This window comes from Dyella japonica, assembly GCF_040545895.1.
Classification (GTDB): Bacteria; Pseudomonadota; Gammaproteobacteria; order Xanthomonadales; family Rhodanobacteraceae; genus Dyella; species Dyella japonica_D.
This window is the reverse complement of the sequence record NZ_JBEPMU010000002.1, coordinates 554,657-577,301: the sequence shown is the minus strand read 5'-3', so window position 1 is coordinate 577,301 and position 22,645 is coordinate 554,657. Positions and strand designations below refer to the sequence as shown.

19 protein-coding genes are annotated in these 22,645 nt (G+C 65.9%); 13 read left to right on the top strand and 6 right to left on the bottom strand.

All coding sequences use genetic code 11. The features are described 5' to 3' along the window. The first annotated feature begins 2 nt into the window (after positions 1-2). From ABIC75_RS09220 to ABIC75_RS09195, 6 genes are read left to right on the top strand one after another with little or no spacing between them, the layout of a single operon-like run. Positions 3-998, top strand: coding sequence for an AAA family ATPase (locus tag ABIC75_RS09220; protein ID WP_354013739.1), 996 nt, complete (start codon positions 3-5; stop codon positions 996-998). Next, positions 995-1,927, top strand: a complete 933-nt coding sequence (locus ABIC75_RS09215; protein ID WP_354013536.1) for a DUF58 domain-containing protein — start codon at positions 995-997, stop codon at positions 1,925-1,927. Before ABIC75_RS09220 ends, ABIC75_RS09215 begins: the two co-directional genes overlap by 4 nt. After that, entirely contained in the window at positions 1,924-2,460 is a 537-nt protein-coding gene (locus ABIC75_RS09210) for a DUF4381 domain-containing protein (RefSeq protein ID WP_354013535.1), read from the top strand. The genes ABIC75_RS09215 and ABIC75_RS09210 overlap by 4 nt, the downstream gene beginning before the upstream one ends. Then, a complete protein-coding gene (locus tag ABIC75_RS09205; protein WP_354013534.1) occupies positions 2,457-3,437 on the top strand; it encodes a VWA domain-containing protein in 981 nt (326 codons plus the stop codon). Before ABIC75_RS09210 ends, ABIC75_RS09205 begins: the two co-directional genes overlap by 4 nt. Next, positions 3,434-5,350, top strand: a complete 1,917-nt coding sequence (locus tag ABIC75_RS09200) for a VWA domain-containing protein (protein ID WP_354013533.1) — start codon at positions 3,434-3,436, stop codon at positions 5,348-5,350. Before ABIC75_RS09205 ends, ABIC75_RS09200 begins: the two co-directional genes overlap by 4 nt. After that, on the top strand, positions 5,347-7,047 hold the full coding sequence (locus ABIC75_RS09195; RefSeq protein ID WP_354013532.1) for a BatD family protein: 1,701 nt from the start codon (positions 5,347-5,349) through the stop codon (positions 7,045-7,047). Before ABIC75_RS09200 ends, ABIC75_RS09195 begins: the two co-directional genes overlap by 4 nt. Here the strand turns inward: ABIC75_RS09195 and ABIC75_RS09190 are convergent. After that, on the bottom strand, positions 7,031-7,552 hold the full coding sequence (locus ABIC75_RS09190; protein ID WP_354013531.1) for an O-acetyl-ADP-ribose deacetylase: 522 nt from the start codon (positions 7,550-7,552) through the stop codon (positions 7,031-7,033). The two genes, ABIC75_RS09195 and ABIC75_RS09190, sit on opposite strands and share 17 nt — an antisense overlap. 73 nt (positions 7,553-7,625) lie before the next feature. Here ABIC75_RS09190 and ABIC75_RS09185 point away from each other — a divergent pair, with 73 nt between their 5' ends. The 3 genes from ABIC75_RS09185 to ABIC75_RS09175 all read left to right on the top strand — a co-directional run bounded on the left by ABIC75_RS09185 (position 7,626) and on the right by ABIC75_RS09175 (position 12,921). Next, positions 7,626-8,090, top strand: coding sequence for a MarR family winged helix-turn-helix transcriptional regulator (locus ABIC75_RS09185; RefSeq protein WP_354013530.1), 465 nt, complete (start codon positions 7,626-7,628; stop codon positions 8,088-8,090). Positions 8,091-8,678: 588 nt separating this feature from the next. Next, complete coding sequence (locus ABIC75_RS09180) at positions 8,679-9,809, top strand: efflux RND transporter periplasmic adaptor subunit (RefSeq protein WP_354013529.1); 1,131 nt, start codon at positions 8,679-8,681, stop codon at positions 9,807-9,809. A gap of 10 nt (positions 9,810-9,819) precedes the next feature. Beyond that, a complete protein-coding gene (locus tag ABIC75_RS09175; RefSeq protein WP_354013528.1) occupies positions 9,820-12,921 on the top strand; it encodes an efflux RND transporter permease subunit in 3,102 nt (1,033 codons plus the stop codon). Between the two features lie 69 nt (positions 12,922-12,990). On the opposite strand, the gene ABIC75_RS09170 is transcribed toward ABIC75_RS09175, so the two are convergent. From ABIC75_RS09170 to ABIC75_RS09160, 3 genes are all read right to left on the bottom strand, one after another. After that, positions 12,991-14,430: a M20/M25/M40 family metallo-hydrolase gene (locus ABIC75_RS09170; protein ID WP_354013527.1), complete on the bottom strand. Its 1,440-nt coding sequence runs from the start codon at positions 14,428-14,430 to the stop codon at positions 12,991-12,993. Positions 14,431-14,570: 140 nt separating this feature from the next. Next, on the bottom strand, positions 14,571-14,987 hold the full coding sequence (mscL, locus tag ABIC75_RS09165; RefSeq protein ID WP_354013526.1) for a large-conductance mechanosensitive channel protein MscL: 417 nt from the start codon (positions 14,985-14,987) through the stop codon (positions 14,571-14,573). A 79-nt stretch (positions 14,988-15,066) separates the two neighbouring features. Next, positions 15,067-15,753 carry a fumarylacetoacetate hydrolase family protein gene (locus tag ABIC75_RS09160; protein ID WP_354013525.1) on the bottom strand — a complete coding sequence of 229 codons (687 nt, stop codon included), beginning with the start codon at positions 15,751-15,753 and terminating at the stop codon, positions 15,067-15,069. Positions 15,754-15,981: 228 nt separating this feature from the next. On the opposite strand from ABIC75_RS09160, the gene ABIC75_RS09155 reads away from it, so the two are divergent. From ABIC75_RS09155 to ABIC75_RS09140, 4 genes are all read left to right on the top strand, one after another. Beyond that, on the top strand, positions 15,982-17,235 hold the full coding sequence (locus tag ABIC75_RS09155) for an efflux RND transporter periplasmic adaptor subunit (protein WP_354013524.1): 1,254 nt from the start codon (positions 15,982-15,984) through the stop codon (positions 17,233-17,235). Positions 17,236-17,308: 73 nt separating this feature from the next. Continuing rightward, positions 17,309-17,995, top strand: a complete 687-nt coding sequence (locus ABIC75_RS09150) for an ABC transporter ATP-binding protein (RefSeq protein ID WP_354013523.1) — start codon at positions 17,309-17,311, stop codon at positions 17,993-17,995. A gap of 10 nt (positions 17,996-18,005) precedes the next feature. After that, on the top strand, positions 18,006-19,172 hold the full coding sequence (locus ABIC75_RS09145) for an ABC transporter permease (RefSeq protein WP_354013522.1): 1,167 nt from the start codon (positions 18,006-18,008) through the stop codon (positions 19,170-19,172). A gap of 10 nt (positions 19,173-19,182) precedes the next feature. Beyond that, entirely contained in the window at positions 19,183-20,502 is a 1,320-nt protein-coding gene (locus ABIC75_RS09140) for an ABC transporter permease (RefSeq protein WP_354013521.1), read from the top strand. Positions 20,503-20,570: 68 nt separating this feature from the next. Here the strand turns inward: ABIC75_RS09140 and yedA are convergent, their stop codons facing one another. Together yedA and ABIC75_RS09130 are read right to left on the bottom strand one after the other, a co-directional pair. Continuing rightward, positions 20,571-21,485 (bottom strand): drug/metabolite exporter YedA, encoded by a 915-nt coding sequence (gene yedA / locus ABIC75_RS09135; RefSeq protein WP_354013520.1) that lies wholly within the window; start codon positions 21,483-21,485, stop codon positions 20,571-20,573. Positions 21,486-21,611: 126 nt separating this feature from the next. Then, entirely contained in the window at positions 21,612-22,490 is an 879-nt protein-coding gene (locus tag ABIC75_RS09130) for a methylated-DNA--[protein]-cysteine S-methyltransferase (RefSeq protein ID WP_354013519.1), read from the bottom strand. Positions 22,491-22,645: the final 155 nt, after the last annotated feature.

The window sequence follows — 22,645 nt, the reverse complement described above, 5'->3', positions numbered from 1 at the left end:
CGATGGACATGCCCGAGGCTTCAACCTCATCCCACCTGCAGCAGGCGTTCTTGCGCGTGCGCGATGAGCTGCAACGCAGCGTCATTGGCCAGCCGCATCTCATCGACTGCCTGCTGGTGGCCCTGCTGGCCGACGGCCACCTGCTCGTCGAAGGCGCGCCCGGTCTGGCAAAGACGACCGTGGTGAAGGCGCTGGCAGGCTGTATCGAAGCCGATTTCCATCGCGTGCAGTTCACGCCCGACTTGCTGCCCGCCGATCTCACGGGTACCGACATCTTCCGCCCGCAAGCAGGCAGCTTCGAATTCGAACGTGGTCCGTTGTTCCACAACATCGTGCTGGCGGACGAGATCAACCGCGCGCCCGCCAAGGTGCAGTCGGCGCTGCTTGAGGCGATGGCCGAGCGGCAGATCACCGTGGGTCGCAGCACGTGGCGCCTGCCCGAGCTATTCATGGTGATGGCGACGCAGAACCCGATCGAGCAGGAAGGCACCTTCGCGCTGCCCGAGGCGCAGCTCGATCGCTTCGTGATGCACGTGACCATCGGCTACCCCGACGCCGCCGCCGAACTGGCCATCCTGCAACTGGCGCGCGAGCAGGCCCGCAAGAGTCTGCACCCCGCGCCGGTTTCGCGACCCACGCTCAGCCAGGCCGACGTCTTCAGCGCACGCGATGCCGTGCTCGACGTGCACATGGCGCCGGCGCTGGAGGAATACATCACGCAACTGGTGCTGGCCACCCGCGAGCCCGGTGTGTATGGGCCCGAGCTGAAGCGCTGGATCGCCTGGGGCGCGAGTCCGCGCGGCACGATCGCGCTGGATCGATGCGCCCGCGCGCATGCATGGCTCGCAGGCCGTGACTACGTGCTGCCCGAAGATGTGCATGCCATCGTCCATGAAGTGCTGCGTCACCGCGTGCTGCTGAGCTATGAGGCGGAGGCCGAAGGCGTGCGCAGCGACCAGGTGATTCGCCGCGTGCTGGACCTCGTGCCGTTGCCGTGAACGCCGTGGTTGACATGAGTCCGGATGGCGACGGCCGCACGCGCGTTCGGCTCGCCGAGCTGGTGGCCTTGCGCGCCCGCGTGGCCAAGGCGGCGCTGCCACGGCTGGAGAGTCGCGCCATGCGCGCCGGGCAGCAGTCCAGCCGTCTATACGGCCGTGGCATGGATTACGCCGAGTCGCGCATCTACCAGCCAGGCGATGACGTGCGCCGCCTTGACTGGCGGCTTACGGCACGCAGCGGAAAGCTGCATACCAAACTGTTCCAGGAAGAGCGCGAAGGGCGCTTGCTGATCCTTGTCGATGCGCACGAGAGCATGCGGTTCGGTACCCGCGTGCGCCTGAAATCGGTGCAGGCGGCGCGTGCCGCGGCGCTGGCCGCCTGGTACGCGGTGCGCGCGGGTGAACGCGTGGGCTTGATGTCCTTCGGCAACGGCCATCGCATGCTGCGTCCGCAGTCAGGCACGCGGGGCGCGCTGGCCGTGTGCGGTGCGCTTGCCGACTGGGATGCGAATTACACCGCCATCCCTGGTGAGCCGCTCTCCGACGTGATCCTGCGCGCTGCAAGGCTCATGCATGGCGCCAACCGCGTGCTGTTGATCAGCGATGGTTTGAGCTGCGACGACGCTGCGCGTGGCCATCTGCTCGAGCTCTCGCGCAAGGCGGGCATTCGCGTGCTGGTGGTTGCGGATGCCCTGGAGCTTGGCCTGCCGCCCGCGGGCCGTTATCCCATGGAGCACGATGGCATCCGGCGCGATGTCGCGCTGTTCGGTGAGCGTCAGCGCCGCGAATTCCAGCAGGCGCTGGGTGCGGGGCAGTCTCGGCTCAATGCGATGGCGCAGTCCCTTGCGTTGCCGCATCTCACCGTCGATACGGCAGCCGATCCGCTCGATGCGGTCATGTCGTTGCTGGCACCGGGAGTGCGTCGATGAGCGCGCCGTCCACCACGCAAACGAACGGGCCTTTGCTGCGCGACATCCATCTGCCCCCTCAGCCTTCGTGGTGGCCGCTGGCACCCGGATGGTGGGGTCTCATGATCCTGGCGCTGCTGGTCGTTGGATTGGTTATCTGGTGGTGGCGCCGGCAACGGCGTCGCCATGCCGAGGAAAGGCATGTGCTCGCCGAAGTGGACGAGGCCCTGGCGCTATGGCGGGAACAACCGCAGGCGCTGGCTTCCGGCTTGCACCAGTTGCTGCGTCGTGGCGCGTTGCGCATCGATCCGACCGCCGCACAGCAGCGCGGCGACGCCTGGCGGCAGACGTTGGCGACGATGCCGGTGGATGCCAGCACGCTTGAGCAGTTGCACGCATTGGAAGCGTCGATGTACCGGCCCGGCATGGTGCTGGATGCTGACGCCGCCGCCCATGCAACACGTCGCTGGCTGCTGCTGGCATGGCGTAAAGGCACTTCCATGCGTACCTCGCGGGCGGTCGCATCGAAAAAGCTGGCCGGGGCGCACCCATGACCGAGTTCGCCTGGCCGTGGGTCATCGTGCTGGCGCCGCTGCCGTGGTTGCTGCGATGGTGGCTGCGCCCCGCCTCGCCGGGGCAGGCGCTGCATCTGCCTCATCCGGGTGTGCATCTGGATACGCCCGAACGCCAGGGGCGCGGCGGTTGGCGCACCTGGTTGCTGGTCCTCGCATGGTTGGCCTTGCTGGTCGCAGCGGCCCGCCCGCAATGGGTAGGTCCGCCCCAGGCGCAGCAGCGCAGTGGTCGTGCGTTGATGCTGGCGGTCGATCTTTCCGGAAGCATGCGCACGGACGATATGCAGTTGAGCGGGCAATCGGTGAGCCGGTTCGGCGCCGTGGAAGCGATTGCCGGCGACTTCATCGCGCGCCGTAGCGGCGACGAAATGGGTTTGATCCTGTTTGGCAGTCGCGCGTTCCTGGTTACGCCGCTCACATACGACCTGCAGGCGGTGCGCGCGCAGCTGCAGGGCGCTGCCGTTGGCCTGGCCGGCACCGAAACAGCCATCGGAGACGCAATTGCCGTGGCAGTGAAACGACTGGCCGGCCTGCCGGAACAGGCGCGCGTGGTCGTCTTGCTGACCGATGGCGTGAACAACGCCGGCAACATCGCGCCGCTCGATGCGGCACACGCGGCGAAGGCCGCCGGCGTGCGCGTGTACACCATCGGCATCGGTGCGACGGAGATGAACATTCCCGATCTGTTCGGCTCGCACACGGTCAACCCGTCGGCGGACCTGGACGAAAGCATGCTGCGCTCCATTGCCACCCAGACCGGCGGCCGCTACTTCCGCGCTACCGACTCCAGCCAGCTTGCCGACGCCTATCGCGCCATCGATGCACTGGAGCCGATGCCGCAGCAGGGGCCTTCCTTGCGGCCCCGGCATGAGTTGTTTCGCTGGCCGCTCGGCATCGCCGTGGCCGCCTGGATGCTGGCTTTCGCACCGCGCCCGCGTCGACGGGAGGCGTTCGCATGAGCGAGGTGTTGCAACAGTTTCATTTCCTGCGTCCATGGTGGCTGCTGGCGTTGTTGGTGCTGCCGTTGCTGGTGATGCTTGCGGCAAGGCGCCAGGGCGCGCGCGACCAGCTGTCGCGCCTGGTCGATCCCGAGTTGCTGCCGTTCCTGTTGAAGGGCACCGCAGTGCGTCGGCGTGCGTCGCCCTGGCTGCTGGCGTGCGGCTGGGTGTTCGTCACGCTTGCCATGGCGGGGCCGACGTGGAGTCGCGTGCCGCAGCCGCTGTATGCGAAACGCGCCGCGCAAGTCGTGGTTGTGTCGATGTCGCAACGCATGCTGGCGCGCGATGTGACGCCCAGCCGGCTTGATCGTGCACGCTACAAGGCGCGCGATCTGCTTGCCGTCAATCACGACGGACTCAACGCACTGATCGCCTATGCCGGCGAAGCATTCGTGGTTGCGCCGCTGACGTCGGATGCGACAGCGCTCAACGACCTGCTCGATGCGTTGTCGCCCGATACCATGCCCGTCGACGGCGACGATGCCGCGCAGGCCATCGCTCGCGCGGTGTCCCTGGTTCACGACGCCAAGGTCGGCGGCGGCTCGGTGGTGCTGATTACCGACGACGCCGATGCCGCTGCGCAAGCCGCGGCGCGCAAGGCCGCGGCCGATGGTGTGCGCGTGTCGGTACTCGGCATCGGCACGGCGCAAGGCGGACCGGTGCCGCTGGCGGACAACAGCTTCCAGCGTGACGACCAAGGTGGCGTCATGCTCGCACGACGCAACGACGACGACTTGCGCGCCCTAGCCACCAGTGGCGGTGGCCAGTACGTACCGATGACCGACGATGATCGCGACGTCCGCACACTCGCCAGCGAACTGCGTGCAAGCGGGCCGGAGACGCTCGCCGCCGATCTGCATGGTGACGAGTGGCAGGATCGTGGGCCGTGGTTGTTGCTCGCGCTGCTGCCGCTGGCCGCGGCATCGTTCCGTCGCGGCTGGTTGATGCTGTTCGCACTGGCCCTCCTGCCGGTGATGCCGGGCGCGGCGCACGCGAGTGCGTGGAGTGATCTGTGGCGTCGCCCCGATCAGCAGGCAGCAGCGGCACTCGAGCAAGGCAACGCCAAGCAGGCGCAGCAACTGGCGCGCGACCCCGCACTTCGTGGTGCAGCGGCGTATCGCGCGGGCGACTACGCATCAGCCAGCAACGACCTGCGTCCGCTGCCCGCGTCCGACGCCCAGTACAACCTCGGCAATGCGCTGGCGAAGCAGGGCGATTACCAGGCTGCGCTGGATGCGTACGACCGTGCGCTCAAGGCCGATCCCAGGAATGCCGATGCGTTGGCCAATCGCAAGGCGGTGGAAGACTGGATGCGTCGCCAGCCCCAGCAGCCGAAGAACGACAACGGCGCGAAGGACAACAAGGGGAAGGCGGGGTCAGGCCCGTCGACCACGCCGCCTGACAATGCGCAGGGGCAGTCTGGCCAGAAAGGCGACAAGGACAAGCAGGATCAAGGGCAGGGCAAGCCGTCGCAGGACGCGCATGGCGACTCGCAAGGCAACGGCAACAGTCAGAACGAGCAGGGGCATAACTCGTCGATGGACCATCCCTCCGACAAGGACTCCGCGAACCAGCCGCAGACGCCGGAGCAACAGGCCGAGCAGCGCGCGCGCCAGGAACAGGCGCAGCAGGCGCTGCAGAAGCAGATGGACGAGGCGCTGGCCAAGAAGCAAGGCAACGACAAGCCGCAGCATGGCGCGCACGAACTCGGTGTGATCGAGAAGGACGACGCGCAATCCCGGTTGCCCGCCGACGTGCGTCAGGCCTTGCAGCGCGTGCCGGATGATCCCGGTGCGCTGTTGCGGCGCAAGTTTGAACTCGAATACCGGCAGCGCCACGGCGGCGCGTCGCCATCAGAGGGTGATTCGCCGTGAAGTCGCGCTACCTGATCTTCCTGTTGTTCTGCTTGGTCTGCGCGTGGCCGACGCTGTCGCTGGCCGCCGACGTCACCGCCACACTCGATCGCAACCGCGTGGAACTGGGCGAAACAGTCACGCTGAATTTGCGCGCCAGCGGCGGCGCCATGGCCGCGACACCCGACCTCAGCGTGTTGTCGCAGGACTTCGCCGTGCTCGGTTCGTCCAGCAACACCAGCATCAGCATCATCAACGGGCAGCGCACGTCGCAGGTGACGTTGGGCGTGGCGTTGCGGCCGTTGCACGCGGGCACGCTGCGCATTCCGCCGCTGTCGTTCGCGGGAGGAACCACGGCGCCCGTCGAGCTCGAAGTGGCGCCGCCCGACACGACGGCGGCAGCGGCGGGTCGCAAGGACGTTTTCCTGGAGGCCGCGATCGATCCGGCGAGCGCCTATGTGGGCCAGCAGGTGGTCTATACGCTGCGCCTGTTCTACGCCACCGACCTCACCAGCGGCGCGCTGGAGGATCCGCAGGTGGCGGGCATGGACTTCCCTCGGCTGGGCGATGAGATCAACTACCAGGCCGAGCGCGGCGGTCGCCGCTACAACGTGATCGAGCGTCGCTACGCCGCCACGTCGCAGCGCGTGGGTCATCTGCAGATTCCGTCGGTCGCCTTCCAGGGCGAGTCGGTCAACATGGCCAACCCGGATGCCTTCTTCGGCAACGGCACGCCGATCACCGCCTCGTCGCCGACGGTGGATTTCGACGTCCGTCCCGCGCCTGCGCAGGCCGCTCAAGGCGCGTGGCTGCCGGCTCGCTCGCTGACGCTCACGCTCGACGGTGGCCCAACGCACGGCGATCTGCGCGTGGGCGAGCCGCTGACCCTGGTGATGAACGTGCAGGCCGTGGGCTTGCCCTACGAGGCGTTGCCATCGCTCAGCTTGCCATCGCTCGATGGCGCCACGGTGTATCCCGACAAGCCGGTGAACGGCACGCGCGTGGAGGGCCAGTGGCGGGTGGGACGGCGGCAACAGAGCTTTGCAGTGGTGCCCAATCGCGCCGGCACGCTCACTATTCCGGAAACCACGCTCACCTGGTGGAACGTGGTGGAGAACCATGCCGAAACGGCGCGCGTTCCCGCGCAGACGTTCACCGTGTTGGCTGCTGCCAACACACCTGCCACGCCGGCAGCGCCGGCCCCGCAGACCAGCGCCGCGCCGACCGTGCCTTCCGTGGCACCGGCGCCCGTGATGGTGACCGAGCGTGGATGGTGGCGCACGGTGGCACTGGCCAGCCTCGCCCTATGGGTGCTGAGCGTGCTCGCGTGGATGCTGTGGCGTCGTCGGTCGAGTCACCCCGCAGCCGTCGCATCGACCGCTGCAACGCAAGGTTCCACATCGCGTCTGCGCGCCGCCTTCCTGCTGCAGGCGCGTGGCAACGATGCCGTCGGACAGGCCGCTGCGCTGCTTGCGTGGGCGCAGGCGGAACGCTCTTCGCTGCGGAATCTGGGTGAGTTGGCGCAAGCCCTGTCGGCGGGCCCTCAGCGCGAGACCATCGAGGCATTGCAGCGCAAGCGCTACGCGGGCGCGAATGAGCCTGGCCTGGGCGAACGGCTGGCGGCGGCGTTCCGTGATGGCTTTGCATGGCAGCCTGTAGCGGGCGCGTCGGATGCCTCGCCGCTGCCGCCGCTCTATCCGTTCAGCTTGCGTCGCTGAGGGCCTCGCGCCAGATCGCGCCCATGTCCTGCCCAAAGCAGCACACCAGCACCTTCGAAGGCCCGCCCTGAGGCGAATCGAGCAGGCTGCGCAACGCCACGCGCGCCGCCCGCTTGGGCGGGTAGCCGTACACGCCGCAGCTGATGGCCGGAAAGGCGATCGAGGCCAGGTCGTATTCGGCGGCCAGCGTCATGCTGTTGCGATAGCAGCTCGCCAACTGCTCGGGCTCGCCACTGCCGCCGCCCAGCCAGATCGGTCCGACGGTGTGGATGACGTACCGTGCGCCGAGGTCGAACCCCGCAGTGATGCGGGCCTCGCCGGTGGGGCAGCGCATGCCCGGACTGAGCTCGGGAAGCGCCTCGCAGGCTTCCAGCAGCCGTGGCCCGGCAGCACGGTGGATGGCGCCATCCACGCCGCCGCCGCCCAGCAGGGTGCTGTTCGCGGCATTCACGATCGCGTCCACATCCAGGGCGGTAATGTCGCCGACAATGATCTCTATGTTCATGGGTATTGGCTTCGTAAAATGTTGCGACGTATGCTTGACCTTCCTACCGCTCTACCGGAACTGAGCTATCGCCATGACTAAGGCAGAAGACATCTCTTTTGGCTATCTGCTCAACGATGTCACCTTGCTGTTCCGCAAGCACTTCGACAGGCGGGCCGTGAAATTCGGGTTGACCCGCGCCCAGTGGCGCGCCACCAAGATGCTTTATCACCGCGAAGGCCTGCGCCAGACCGAGCTGGCCGAATCGCTGGAGATGGAGCCCATCGCGGTGGGTCGCGTGATCGATCGCCTGCAGGCTGCCGGGTTCGTCGAGCGCCGCCCCGATCCCAAGGACCGCCGCGCATGGCGGCTCTACGTGACCGACCAGGCGCGCGGCGTCATTGCCGACATGGAGCTGATCGCCAAGGGCGTGCGCAAGGACGCCACGGTGGGCATTACCGTGGCCGAGCTGGAACATGCGTTGGGCGTGCTCAACCGCATGAAGGAAAACCTGCAGGCGTTGGACAACGGCGGCCACCCCGACGACGTCGAGGTCTGATCCACCTCGCGGGACGACAAATCCGGCCAACCAGGCCTTCTGGCAGGTGTATGTCATGCTGCTGCCACACTATGTTGCGATGAACATGTCGCCTGCCTGACGGCGGGCGGTTTGCCAAGTGCTGTCGGTCGTGCGGGTCACGGACGCTGGCTGCATCACAATGTTAGGGATGCTCTGTCTGTTCCGCATGGGCGGCATGACTCCAGAGCGTCCGCAGGGCGTGAGGTGTGACGCAGCCCAGGCTGGTGGCCTGGGCAAGGCGCACGTCGGGCCCTGCGGACGCTCTGGAGATCACCCTGCGGGCCGGTTCTGCCTGGCCGCAGCTGCGCGCTGCGCCGATTCGACAGGCCGCCAGCCTGCCTTCATCGTCGCAACCCCCATCTGCGGCCAGGCAGCACCGGTGACGCCTATGTGGAACAGACAGAGCATCCCTAAGTGCAATGCACCAGCGAGGTGAGGGATGCCCAGGTAGAAACACGGGCATGCTCGGGTGCGGCAATCCCCTTTTTCGGACAGGCAGCGCGGCCGATATGGCGGCATCCCGGCGCATGGCGGGCATGCCCATAGCGGTGGGTGGTCGGAGACATCATGCAAGGTAGGTCCCGCAAGAAACTCGTGGTGCTGGCAGTCGTCATCGTCGCTGCGATCGTGGCGGCACAGATGTTCCGCGGCGCCGAGCGCGCCAAGGCGAAGACGCCCGTGGCGGTCGCATCGGTGCCAGTGAAAGTGGCCAGCGCGCATCGTGGCGATCTCGATCTCACCTTGAAGGTGATCGGTCGCGCCGAGGCGTTTTCCACGGTGAATGTGCAGGCGCGCGTGAGCGGGCAACTGCAGGCGCTGCTGTTCAAGCCCGGCGGACAGGTGAAGCAGGGCGACACCATCATCCGCATCGATCCCAGCCTGCTGCAGGCGCAGCTGGATCAGGCGCTGGGCAATCTCGCCAAGGACCAGGCGCAGCTCGACAACGCCAACACCATCATCAAGCGTTACCAGCCGCTGCTGGGCAAGGGTTACGTGTCGCAGATGGATTACGACACGTACAAGGCTAACCAGGGCATCTACACCGCTTCGGTCAAAGCCGACAACGCGGCGGTGGAACTGGCACGTACGCAATTGAGCTATGCGCAGATCCAGGCGCCGTTCGATGCCATCGCGGGTGCGCCGCTGATGTATCCCGGCGCGCAGATCACGGCGAACGACACCTCCATTGTCGTGCTCAACCAGATTCGTCCGATCCACGTGACGTTTTCCATTCCGGAGACGGGCCTCGACGGCATCAAGGCCACCATGGCGCGCGGCAAGGTGCCGGTCGCCGTCAACATTCCCGGTTCCAAGGGCGCGGCGATGGATGCCGAGCTCGACTTCATCAACAACGCGGTGGATACCACCACCAGCACCATCCAGCTCAAGGCGCGCTACGCGAACGACGACGTGCGACTTACGCCGGGACAGTTCGTGGAGGTCGCGCTGCCTACCACGCGCCTCACCAACGTCGTGACTGTGCCTGTCGTCGCGCTGCAGAACTCGCCGCTGGGCAGCTTCGTGTTCGTCGCCAACGCGGACGGCACGGTGCAGCAGCGCATGGTCACGGCGGGCCCCACCACGAATGGACAGATCGTCATCGAGAAGGGCTTGAACGGCAACGAGACGGTCGTGACGGACGGCCAACTGCTGCTGGTCGATGGCGCGCGCATGCATGTCGTAACCGACAACGGATGAGTCGGCGCGCATGAACCTGCCAGCCCTGTGCATTCAACGTCCGGTGATGACCACGCTGCTGATGGTGGCGTTGCTGGTGTTCGGCGTTGCCGCGTATCCGAAGCTGCCGGTCAACGAACTGCCGAACGTCGACTTCCCCACCATCACCGTGAATGCGAGCCTGCCCGGCGCCGCGCCGGAGACGATGGCCACGGCAGTGGCCACGCCGCTGGAAAACCAGCTCTCGACCATTGCCGGCATCCAGTCGATGACCTCGACCAGCGCGCTCGGCAGCACCTCGATCACGCTCACCTTCGAACTCGATCGCAACATCGATGGCGCCGCGCAGGACGTGCAGGCGGCCATTTCCTCGGCGCAGCGCCAGCTGCCCACCAACATGCCCACGCCGCCCACCTTCCGCAAGGTGAACCCGGCGGATGCGCCCATCCTCTATCTCACCCTGCGCTCGCGCACGCAGCCGCTGTCGGTGGTGGACGATTACGCGGAAACGCAGCTCGCCCAGCGCCTGTCGATGATCGATGGCGTGGCGCAGGTGAGCGTGTATGGCGCGCAGAAATACGCCGTGCGCGTGAGCGTGGATCCGCAGAAGCTGGCAGCCAGCGGCATCGGCATCGACACGGTGCAGAACGCGGTGGCGGCGGCCAACGTCAATCTCGCCACCGGTTCGCTCAATGGCAATCGGCAGTTGCTGCAGATCCGTTCGGACGGCCAATTGCAGCGGGCGAACCTGTACAACAGCATCATCGTGGCCTATCGCAACGGTGCGCCGGTGCGCCTTTCCGATCTGGGCAAGGCCGAAGACAGCGTGCAGAACGACCAGGTGGCGAGCTGGTACAACGGCGAGCGCGCCATCGTGCTGGCCATCCAGCGCCAGCCCGGTTCGAACACCGTGGCGACCATCGACCGCATTCGCGCGGTGCTGCCCACCTTCGAGGCGACCTTGCCGCCGTCGATCAAGCTCGCCGTGCTGTACGACCGCTCGGTGTCGATTCGCGAATCGGTGAATGACGTGCAGTTCACCCTGTTGCTCGCGGGTGTGCTGGTGGTGCTGGTGATCTACCTGTTCCTCGGCGACGCCTCGGCCACGTTGATTCCCGCGCTGGCGCTGCCGGTGTCCATCGTGGGTACCTTCGGCGCGATGTTTGCGCTCGGCTACAGCCTGGACAATCTCTCGCTGCTTGCGTTGACGCTGGTGGTGGGCTTCGTGGTGGACGATGCCATCGTGATGCTCGAGAACATCGTGCGCCACGTGGAAGAGGGCATGGACCCGTACGAAGCCTCGCTCAAGGGCGCCAGCGAAATCGGCTTCACCATCTTCTCGATGACGCTCTCGCTGGTGGCGGTGTTCCTGCCGGTGATGTTCATGGGCGGCATCGTGGGCCGTCTGTTTCACGAGTTCGCCGTGACGCTGAGCGTGGCGATCCTGATTTCCGGCTTCGTCTCGATCACGCTCACGCCCATGCTGTGCAGCCGCTTCCTCAAACACGCCGAGCACGAGAAGAAGGCCAGGGTCGTGCTGTGGTTCGACGCGGGCTTCGAGCGCGTGCGCCGCGGCTACGTGAGTTCGCTGACCTGGGCCGTGCATCATCCGCGCAGCATCATGGGCCTGTTCGTGGCGAGCCTGCTGGCGACCGCGGTGCTGTTCGTGGTGGTGGACAAGGATTTCATTCCGGCTGGCGATTCGGGCCAGCTCAACGTGAACGTGGAAGGCCCGGATGACACCTCCGTGGCCAGCATGGCGCAGCGTCAGCAGCAGCTGGCCAAGATCGTGGGCGAGGATCCGAACATCGCCAGCTACATGTCTTCGGTAGGCAGCGGCGGTGCGCGCACCACCACCAACAATGGTTCGTTGTCGCTTACGCTCAAGCCCGCCAGTGAACGGCCGCTCGGCATCAACGAGATCATCCAGGAGCTGCGCGTCAAGTTCGCCAAGGTGCCGGGCATCCGCGCCTATATCCAGAACCCGCCGCCGATCCAGGTGGGCGGACGTCAATCGAAGGCGCAGTACCAATACACCTTGCAGTCGATCGACACGCCGTCGCTCTACGACTGGTCGGGCAAGGTGATCACCGCCTTCAGCAAGCTGCCTGGTTTCCAGGACGTCACCAGCGATCTGGACCTCAATGGTCCGTCCATCGTGGTGGACGTGAATCGCGACAAGCTCGCCACGCTCGGTCTCACCATGGACCAGGTGCAGACCGCCCTGGGCTCAGCGTTCGGCGCCAACCAGATTTCCACCATCTACGGCGCGTCATCGCAGTACTGGGTGATCCTGCAGGTGTATTACGCGCTGCAGAACGATCCGGATGTGCTGTCGCAGATCTACGTCACCTCAAGCAGCGGCGGCCTGGTGCCGCTCAACGCGGTGGCAAGCTTCGCGCGCAAGCCGCAGGCGCTCACGGTGAATCACCAGGGGCAGATTCCCGCAGTGACGGTGTCGTTCAATCTCGCGCCGGGCGTGAGCCTCAGCGAAGCGGTGGCGAGCATCGATGGCGCGATGAAGCAGATGAACCTGCCGCCCACGATCACCGGCAGCGTGCAGGGCACGGCACAGGCGTTCCAGGATTCGATGCAGGGCATGGGCCTGCTGTTGGTGCTGGCGCTGTTCGTGATCTACCTGGTGCTCGGCATCCTGTACGAAAGCTTCATTCATCCGTTGACGATTCTTTCGGGCCTGCCGTCGGCAGGCGTGGGTGCGTTGCTTACGCTGATGATCTTCCGCGCACCGCTGGACCTGTTCTCCTTCGTCGGTATCGTGATGCTGATCGGCATCGTGAAGAAGAACGCGATCATGATGATCGACTTCGCGCTGGAGAAGCAGCGCAGCCACGGCACCGCGCCCGCGCTGGCCATCGTGGAAGCCTGCCACGTGCGTTTCCGCCCCATCATGATGACGACGATGGCCGCGTTTGCCGGCACCTTGCCGATCGCCCTGGGCTTGGGTGCCGGTGCAGATACGCGCCGCCCGCTGGGCCTGGCGGTGGTGGGTGGCCTGCTGGTGTCGCAGGTGCTCACGCTGTACCTGACGCCGGTGATCTATCTGTATCTCGATCGCCTGCACGAGCGGTTCTCGCGCAAACGTCGGGTGGGCGAGGCCGAAGCGGCGCACTGATTGCGCCGGTGAAAACGGCACAAAAAAAGGGCGGCCATGGGCCGCCCTTTTATCGTCATGGCGCCGGCATCACTCTTCCGCGCCGTCGCCCTTGAACGCATCCGGCGCTGAACCGAAATCGCCATTGGCCTGCGCGGCCATGTAGGAGAAGGCGGCGTACACGGCCACGTTTTGCGCCAGTTCCTTCGGGTCAATCTTGTCGAGTGTGTCGTTGGCGGTGTGGTGGTAGTCGAAGTAGTCGGTGCCGTCCTGCACCAGCGTCAGCGCGGCCATGCCCTTGCCGTGCATCTGCGACAGGTCGGAACCGCCGCCGCCCGGCTTCTTGGCGTCGTAGTCCACGCCGATCGGCGCCAGCACCTTGGCGATCTGTTCGATGGCGCCGCGCGCCTCGGGCTTCACGCTGGCGGTCATCAGCCACACCTTGCGCGCACCGAAGTCGGACTCGGTGCCGAGCTGGAACTTCGACACTTCCGCGGCGTGCTTGTCGGCGTACGCGCGACCACCCCACAGGCCCATCTCTTCGTTGGCGAAGGCGATGACGCGGATGGTGCGGTCAGGGCGCTGCGGCATGTCGTGAATCAGCTTGCCTGCTGCCATGGCAATCGCCACGCCTGCGCCGTCGTCGATGGCGCCGGTGCCCGGATCCCACGAATCGAGATGTCCACCGATGGCCACGACCTGTTCCGGATGCTTCTTGCCGGTGACTTCGCCGATCACGTTGGCGCCGGTGTAGCTGCCGTTGAAGCCGACATCGAGGTCGAGCTTGACGCTGACAGGCTTGCCGTAACCGAGGATGCGCGTGAGCTGATCGGCATCGGGGTTGGAAAGCGCGGCAGCGGGAATGGCGTCCTTCGGATCAGTGAAGCCGGTGACGCCCGTGTGCGGCGTGCGGCTGTTGGCATCGGTGCCGGCCGAGCGCAGCAGGAAGGCAGCGGCGCCCATCTTGGCGGCGATCACCGGGCCACCCACGCGCACGCCCGAACCGATGGCGTAGTCGGCGCCGTCCTTGTGGCGCTGCATGTGCGCGTCGACGTAGACGATCTTGCCCTTCACGCTGGCCGGGTCAGCCTTCTTCAGCGCATCGAGGCTGTCGAAGCGAACCACTTCGGCAGTGAGGCCGCCCTTGGGCGTGCCGGCCGAGTAACCCAGCGCAATCAGATCCAGCGCCTGCGGGAACGGCGCCACGATGGCGGCGTGTTCGCTGCGGCGTTCCCACAACGGATAGGTCACCTGCTCGGTGTAGACCTTGTCGAAACCCAGCGCCTTGAACTTGGCAATGGCCCACTCGCGGCCGCGCAGATCGGCCGGACCGCCGGCAATGCGCGGACCCACTTCGGTGGTCAGCGATTCGACGATCTCGTAGGCCGTGTTGTCGTTCATCGCCTTGTCGCGCAACTGTTCGGCCGTCTTTACGGCTGCGGCGGGAACCGTGGTCTGGGTGGCGGCGTTCGCCGAGCCGATGGCAAACATCAGGCTGGTGGCGAGCAGGGTAAGCGGCAGTTGACGCATGGGGACGTTCCTTGGGCGGAAACTTCGATTATGGCCCGCGTGCCTCTGGCTGCTTAGGCCAGAAGTCACGGTGCGGGGGCAAAACGGCAAAAACAAAAAAGGCGCCACCGGCGCCTTCTTCGCGCAACGTTCCTCGTCGCTTACTTCGGGTTCTGCGACTTGAGCAGGTCGCGGATCTCGGTAAGCAGCACCACGTCCGCCGGCGGCGGCGCGGGCGCGGCCTCCTCGCGACGGGTGATCCGGTTGATGGCCTTGACTACCAGGAAGATCGCAAACGCAATGATGAGGAACTGGATCAGGGTATTGATGAAGCTGCCGTAGCCAATAGCCACTTCGGCAATTTTGTGGGCGGGATCGGTATTGTCGGCGGCCTTGAGTACCCACTTCATCTGCGCGAAATCGATGCCGCCGGTGAGCAGGCCGATCGGCGGCATGATGATCTGGTCCACCAGCGAGGTGACGATCTTGCCGAACGCGCCGCCGATCACCACGCCGACCGCGAGATCGATCACGTTGCCGCGCATGGCGAATTCTTTGAACTCTTTGATCATGCTCATGCTTCTCTCCCTGGGCTGGATGGCGCCAACACTCTAGCGCAGCGTGATGTGCACGCGGCATGCAGCCGCGTCCGCAAATTCAAACGACCTTGCCTTCGAGCGTGGCCACACCCGCCAACTCCGCATGGAAGCGGTCGCCGCGTTGCAACGCCGAAACACCGGCCGGCGTGCCGGTGAAGATCAGGTCGCCGGCCTTCAGTTCGAACAACGTCGACAAGATGGCGATGACTTCGTTGACGCCGTGCACCATGTCGCCGAGGCGGCCGTGCTGGCGCGGCTGGCCGTTGATGGTGAGCGTAAGCGCGGTGTCGTCGTTGAGCGACGCCTCGCCGGCCGGGCGCAATGCCGACACCGGCGCGGAATGGTCGAAGCCCTTGGCCACGTCCCACGGATGGCTCTTGGCCTTGGCAACGGCCTGCAGGTCGCGGCGGGTCAGGTCCAGTCCCACGCCGTAACCCCAGATCAGCGCGCCGGCCTGTTGAGCGGAAAGGTCACGTCCGCCCGCGCCCAGCGCCACCACCATTTCCACTTCATGGTGCAGGTCGCTGGTGGCTTGCGGGTAGATGACGTCGGCACCGTCGGTGACCACGGCATCGGCGGGCTTGGTGAAGAACAGCGGCGTGTCCTTGTCCACCGTGGCACCCATTTCGCGGGCGTGCTCGGCGTAGTTGCGGCCGATGCAGAAGATGCGGCGCACCGGAAAACGTTGGTCGCTGCCGATGATCGGCAGGCTCGGAATAGCGGGAGGCGTGATGGCGTATGACATGGCCCGGAAGGTTACCATCCCGGGCCCCGCACGCCAGTCTCCTGTCACGTCAGCTTTTTTCGCGCCGGGCATGCGAGTACAACCGGGCCGGTTCTCTGCCCTCTACCTGTGTCAGCCGGGATGACACCTGTCACTGCGTTTGGCTGATGAGGGCTTCTGGAGCCGGCGGGCTCGCTCCAGCATTGTGTATCGCACTGAGGAACCGGCGGGGACCGGCAGGGAGAGCGTGTGGCGAATGCAGATCTATTGAAGGAACTGCGCATCGAGAAACACCTGCGCGAGGAGCATGGCCAGGGACCGGGGCGTTGGCCTTGGATCGTCGGCGGTGCGTTGCTCGCGCTGTTGTTGATCGCGCTGGTGGCCTGGCTGGTGATGGGCCAGCGTGCCATCGAGGTGCAGACGGCCCAGGCCCAGTCGCCGGTAGCCAATGCAGCGGCCGGTGCGGTGCTGCAGGCGACCGGTTATGTCACCGCGAGGCGGCAGGCCACGGTGTCGGCGCAGATCACCGGCACGCTTACCGACGTGCTGATCGAAGAAGGTGATCACGTGAAGCAGGGCCAGGTGGTGGCGCGACTGGACGACTCGCAGTACAAGGCGGCACTCGATGCCGCCCGTACGGCTGCCGCTGCGTCGCATGCGCTGGTATCCCAGTTCCAGGTACAGCTGGCGCAGAACGAGCGCGATGCCGTGCGCAACGAAGGCCTCGCGGTAAAGGGTCTGGTCGCCAAGCAGGCCGCCGAGCAGTCGCGCACGCTGGTGGACAGCACGCGCGCCCAGTTGCTGTCGCAGCAGCGCAACGCGGCCTCGGCCGATGCGCAGGTGGTGGAGGCGCGGGTGAACTTCGACTACTGCGTGATCCGTGCGCCGTTCGATGGCGTGATCACCACCAAGGACGCGCAGGTGGGCGAAATCGTCTCGCCGTTCTCCGCGGGCGGCGGCTTCACCCGCACCGGCATCGGCACCGTGGTGGACATGGATTCGCTGGAAGTGGATGTGGACGTCAACGAGGCCTATATCGGCCGCGTGAAACCGAACATGCCCGCCGAAGCCATGCTCGACGCCTATCCCGACTGGAAGATTCCCGCCCACGTCATCGCCATCGTGCCTGCCGCCGATCGCGGCAAGGCCACGGTGAAAGTGCGCGTGGCGCTGGCGAAGAAGGATGCCCGCATCGTTCCCGACATGGGCGTGCGCGTCTCCTTCCTCGAACAGAAGCAGGATGAGCCGCAAGCCCAGGCACAGGCGCCGCAGGGCGCGCTGGTGCCGACCACGGCCATCGCACAGCGCGACGGCCACGGCGTGGTGTTCATCGTCAGCAGTGACACCGTGCAGCAACGCAGCGTGTCGCCGGCCGCTTCGAAAATCGGCGACCAGAGCCTGCTGCCGACGGGCGTGCAAGTGGGTGACACCGTGGTGGTGTCGCCGCCAACAGCATTGAAGGACGGCGACCGGATCAAGGTGGCGGCGAAAGCCGCGCAGTGATCCGCCTCGTCAACGCGTGATCGGGTGCATCGCCGCCGCGTGATGCCAAACAATTCGCATCAGGAGCACAAGCATGAGCACGTTGATCGAAACCCGCGACCTTTCCAAGGTGTACGAGCGCGGCAAGCAGAAAGTGGAAGTGCTGCACCACATCAACCTCGACATCGCCGAGGGCGACTTCCTTGCGCTGATGGGGCCGTCGGGTTCGGGCAAGACCACCTTGCTCAACCTCATCGGTGGCCTGGATACGCCGACCGGCGGCAGCATCACCGTGGCTGGCCAGCGTCTTGATCAGCTCGGCGGTGGCCAGTTGGCCAAGTGGCGCGCCTCGCACGTGGGCTTCGTGTTCCAGTTCTACAACCTGATGCCGATGCTGTCGGCGCAGCGCAACGTGGAACTGCCGCTGCTGCTCACCAAGCTTTCCGCCGCGCAGCGCCGCAAGAACGCTTCCATCGCGTTGCAGCTGGTGGGGCTGGGCGAACGCGCGTCGCACAAGCCGAGCGAACTCTCCGGCGGTCAGCAGCAGCGCGTGGCGATTGCGCGCGCCATCGTGTCCGATCCCACGCTGCTGGTGTGCGACGAACCGACCGGCGACCTCGATCGTCAATCGGCGGAAGAAGTGCTGGGCTTGTTGCGCGTGCTCAACCGCGAGCACGGCAAGACCATCGTGATGGTCACGCACGACCCGAAGGCGGCCGAGTACGCCAACCACACGCTGCATCTGGACAAGGGTACCTTGGTCGAACAGGCACTGGCGTGAGGATGCGACGATGAAATATCTCCATCTCATCTGGGCGGCGCTGTTCCGGCGCAAGGCCCGCACCCTGCTCACGCTCGTCTCGATCATTGCCGCGTTCCTCCTGTTCGGCATGCTCGACGCCGTGCGCACGTCGTTCAACCAGGCCGGGCAGAGCGCCAACGGTGCGCAGCGCCTGCAGACCGGCTCAAAACTCTCTTTCATCCAGACGCTGCCGCAGTCGCTGGAATCGCAGATCGCGCAGGTTCCCGGCGTGAAGATGGTGACCTACGCGAACTGGTTCGGCGGCGCCTACCAGGATCCGCACAACCAGGTCTTCAGCTTTGCGGTGGAGCCGAACTACATCGATCTCTATCCGGAGATCGACGTGAGCGCGGCGGAGCGCAAGGCGTTTGACGACACGCGCACCGGCATCCTCGTGGGCGAGAAGCTGGCCAAGCGCTTCAACTGGAAAGTGGGCGACAAGATTCCGCTGCAGTCGACGATCTTCCCCAATCGCCAGGGCAGCAAGAACTGGACCTTCGACATCGTCGGCATCCTGCATTCCAAGGACAAGAAAGCCGGTGGCTTCTTCGACCAGATGCTGTTGCTGCACTGGAAGTACTTCGACGAAACCACGCCGTTCAATCGCGGCACGGTGGGCTGGTACGTCACGCGCGTGGCCGATGTGAACGAAGCCGACCGCGTGGCCAAGGCCATCGACGCGATCTCGGCCAATTCCGATCACGAGACGCGCACGCAGACCGAGCAGGCGGCCACCGCCAACTGGATGAAGCAGCTGGCGGACATCGGCCTGATCGTGGGCTCGATCATGGGTGCGGTGTTCTTCACGCTGTTGCTGCTGTCGGGCAACACGATGATGCAGGCGGTGCGCGAGCGCACCAGCGAGCTGGCTGTGCTCAAGACCATCGGCTTTTCCAACCACGCCGTGCTCGGCATCGTGCTGGCCGAGTCGGTGTTGCTGCTGTTGCTCGGCGGCGTGATCGGGCTGGGCCTCGCCTCGTTGATCATTCCCGTCGTGAGCGCAGGCAGCGGCGGCATGCTCAATCTGCCCAGCGTGGGTGCCAGCAGCTGGATCCTGGGCCTGGTGTTGATGGTCGCCATCGGTCTGCTGGTGGGCGCGCTGCCGGCGATGCGGGCGATGCGACTGAACATCGTCGACGCATTGGCCGGCCGCTAAGGAGAGCGACATGAAAAATTTCCTGATCAATCTTGGCTTGATCCTCCTGATCGCTGCGGTGCTGGTCGCCTGGATCATGCTGCCGTGGCAGGGCGTGATCGTGCTGGCGGTGCTGTTTGCACTGTGGATGGCGTTGACCCGCGGCGGGCGTCGCGCAGCATCGGTGGCGAGCGTGGGCATCAGTACGCTCCGGCAGCGCCTCGGTTCGTCGGCGGTGATCGTGATCGGCATTGCCGGCGTGGTCGGCGTGCTGGTGGCGCTGCTGGCCATGGGCGAAGGCTATGCAGAGACGCTGCGCAAGACCGGCAGCGCGGACACGGCCATCGTGATGCGCGGATCCTCCGCGGCGGAAGTGATGTCCGTGCTCGACCATGACAGCGTCACGCTGATCCCGCAGGCGGCTGGCATCGCCAAGGACGCGAAGGGCCAGCCCATCGCGTCGCCGGAACTGGTGGTCGCGGCCAATCTTCCGCTGAAGGGCGGGAACCCGGACGACGAAGGCAGCGTGCAGCTTCGCGGCGTCGGCGACCAGGCGTGGGCGGTGCGACCGAACGTGAAGGTGGTCGAAGGACGCAACTTCCAGCCCGGCATGCGCGAGTTGATCGTGGGCAAGGGCGCGGCCAAGCAGTTCGAAGGCCTTGTGCCGGGACACACGGTGAAGCTGGGCAACCAGCAGTGGACGGTGGTCGGCGTGTTCTCGTCCGGCGATGCGATGGATTCGGAAGTGTGGGGCGATGCGAGCGTCGTGGCCGATACCTATCGTCGCGGCAGCAGCCGTGCCTCGGTGACAGTGCGGCTGGCCGATCCCACCTCCTACGACAAGTTCAAGGCCGAACTGGAAGGCAATCCGCAGCTGAAGGTGGATGTGAACACCACGATCGACTACTTCAGCAAACAGTCCGAAGGCATGACCAAGGTGATCAAGGTAGTGGGCATCGCGGTGGGCCTGATCATGGCCATCGGCGCCATGTTCGGCGCACTCAACACCATGTTTGCCGCAGTCGCCGCCCGTGCACGCGAAATCGCCACCTTGCGCGCCATCGGCTTCCGCGGCTTTCCCGTGGTGGTCGCCGTGATGCTCGAAACCATGCTGCTGGCATTGGTAGGCGGGCTGCTCGGCGGCTTGCTCGCGTGGCTGATCTTCAACGGTTACAGCGCATCCACGCTGGCGGCGGGCACCGTGGGCAAGTTGAGTTTCGAATTGCGCGTGTCGCCGGCGCTGCTGTGGACGGGGCTCAAGTGGGCGCTGGCCATCGGCTTCATCGGCGGCATCTTCCCAGCGATGCGCGCCGCGCGTTTGCCGGTGACGACGGCGCTGCGCGAACTCTGAGAGTCATGCACGAAAGAAAGGGCGCGTCGAACGACGCGCCCTTTTTTCTTCGCCAGGCCATGCCGACATCAACGGCGCTGGCGGGCCAGCGTAATGGCGCCCACGCCCACCAGGATGATGGCCATGCCGATCAGGTCGTACGGCCCCACGCTTTCGCCGGCGAGCAGCACGCCGAACAGCACGGCCACCGGTGGGTTCACGTACGCATAGCTGGTGGCCAGGGCAGGGCGTGCGTGCTTGAGCACGTAGAGGAAGGCGCTGAAGGCGATGATGGAGCCGAACACGGCGAGATAGATCAGCGCCAGCGTGGCGCGTGTGGTCGGGTGCGCAGGCAACTGCTCGCCGCTCGCAAAACCCACGATCAACATCGCCACGCTCGCGCAGAGCATCTGCGCAGCCGTATTCATGGGGCCTGCCGGCATGTCCTGGCGACGACTCCAGGTGGAGCCGAACGCCCAGCTCATCGCGGCGACCAGCAAGGCAATGGCACCCAGGCGCGAACCGGAAAGACCGGCGCCGAGGTTCAGCACAATCACGCCGACGAAGCCGATCACCAACCCGACGGTCTCGCGTCGCGAGGGCCATTCGCCGTAGAGGCCCGAAAACACCGCGGCGAACAGCGGCATGCTGGCCACCGCGACGGCCGCGATGCCCGAGCTCACGCGCTGTTCCGCAAAACACACCAGACCGTTGCCGACGCCCAGCAACAGGAAGCCGGTGATGGCGGCGTTGCGCCATTGGCGCGGCGTGGGCATCGCCACGCCACGCAGGCGCAGGAAGGCGAAGAGCGCAACACCCGCGCCGAGGAAACGAATGCCCGCAAGCAGGAAGGGCGGATAGCTTTCCAGGGCATAGCGGATGCCCAGGTAGGTCGAGCCCCAGATGATGTACAGCGCGAACAGCCCCAGCGGCACGAGCAGGCGCGTGTCGGCAACAGGAGCAATCACCGCAGGGGCGGCTGAAGAAGTCGTCGTGTCTGTCATGGCGGGCTGCGCGAGGGGCATCCCGGGGTGGATGCCGCTCATAGTTTACAGGCAGAACAACCTTAGTCCGGGCGCGTTGCGGTCGGAAGCGAGGCTTCCGCAAGGCAGGCTTGAGCAGCGCTCAAGTCACGCGGCGGAGCGATGTCCCTGCCGGTGCTCATCGCGCCGTTCGCTGGCGAGCAGCTCGCGCTTGCGCTCCACGCCCCAACGCCAGCCGCCGAGTGAGCCATCTTCACGCACGATGCGATGGCACGGCACGATCAACGCCAGGCGATTGTTGCCGCACGCATTGCCGATGGCACGAGCCGCTTTGGGCATGCCCAGTTCCGCAGCGAGCTCGCCGTAACTCTTGGTGGTTCCTGACGGAATCCGCGTCAGTGCGTTCCATACGCGCCATTGAAAGGCGGTGGCGGCCACGTCGAGTGGCGGAAGGTCGGGTGCATCCACGTCGCTCCAGCCCAGCTCGCTGGCGATGCGGGCGATCACTGCATCCAGCCATTCTTCGCGGCCGGCATCCACGCGTTCGCGCGAGGCTTGCGGAAACTCGTCGGCGAGGCGCTTTTCCAGTTCCGCATCGGTATCGCCCAGCGTGACCGAGCAGATGCCTCGCGACGTGGTGGCGACCAGCAGCCGGCCCAGCGGTGTATCGGTGGTGGTATAGCGGATGTCCGCACCCGCACCGCCCGCGCGATAGCTGGCAGGCGTCATGCCCAGCAGGCGGTCGCTGTGTTCGTACACGCGGCTGCCGGAGCCGAAGCCCGCGTCGTACACCGCGTCGGAAACGGCGGCGCCTTTGCGCAGCGCGCTCTTGAGTTGTCCGAAGCGGCGCGCGCGGTGATATTCGGCCGGACTCATGCCGTAACGACGGCGGAAGGCGCGCTGCAGGTGGCTGGGACTGAGGCTGGCGGCCTCAGCCAGCGCCTGCAGGGTGGGCGCCTCGTCGGCGCGTTCCAGCAGCAGGCGGACATGTTCGAGAGTGCTTTCGTTGGCGTGGCGGGCAGTCATGGTCGACATCCGAAGAACCGATGGATCCAGCCTAATGCTGCCCTCGTGGGGCAGCCATCCGGATCTTGCGCAGCACGGCGGACACCCGCAGGCGCCCGATCAACTCCGGGTCACGTCAAAGCGTCGATGGACGGTGTTGCGTGGCGGCCCTGGGG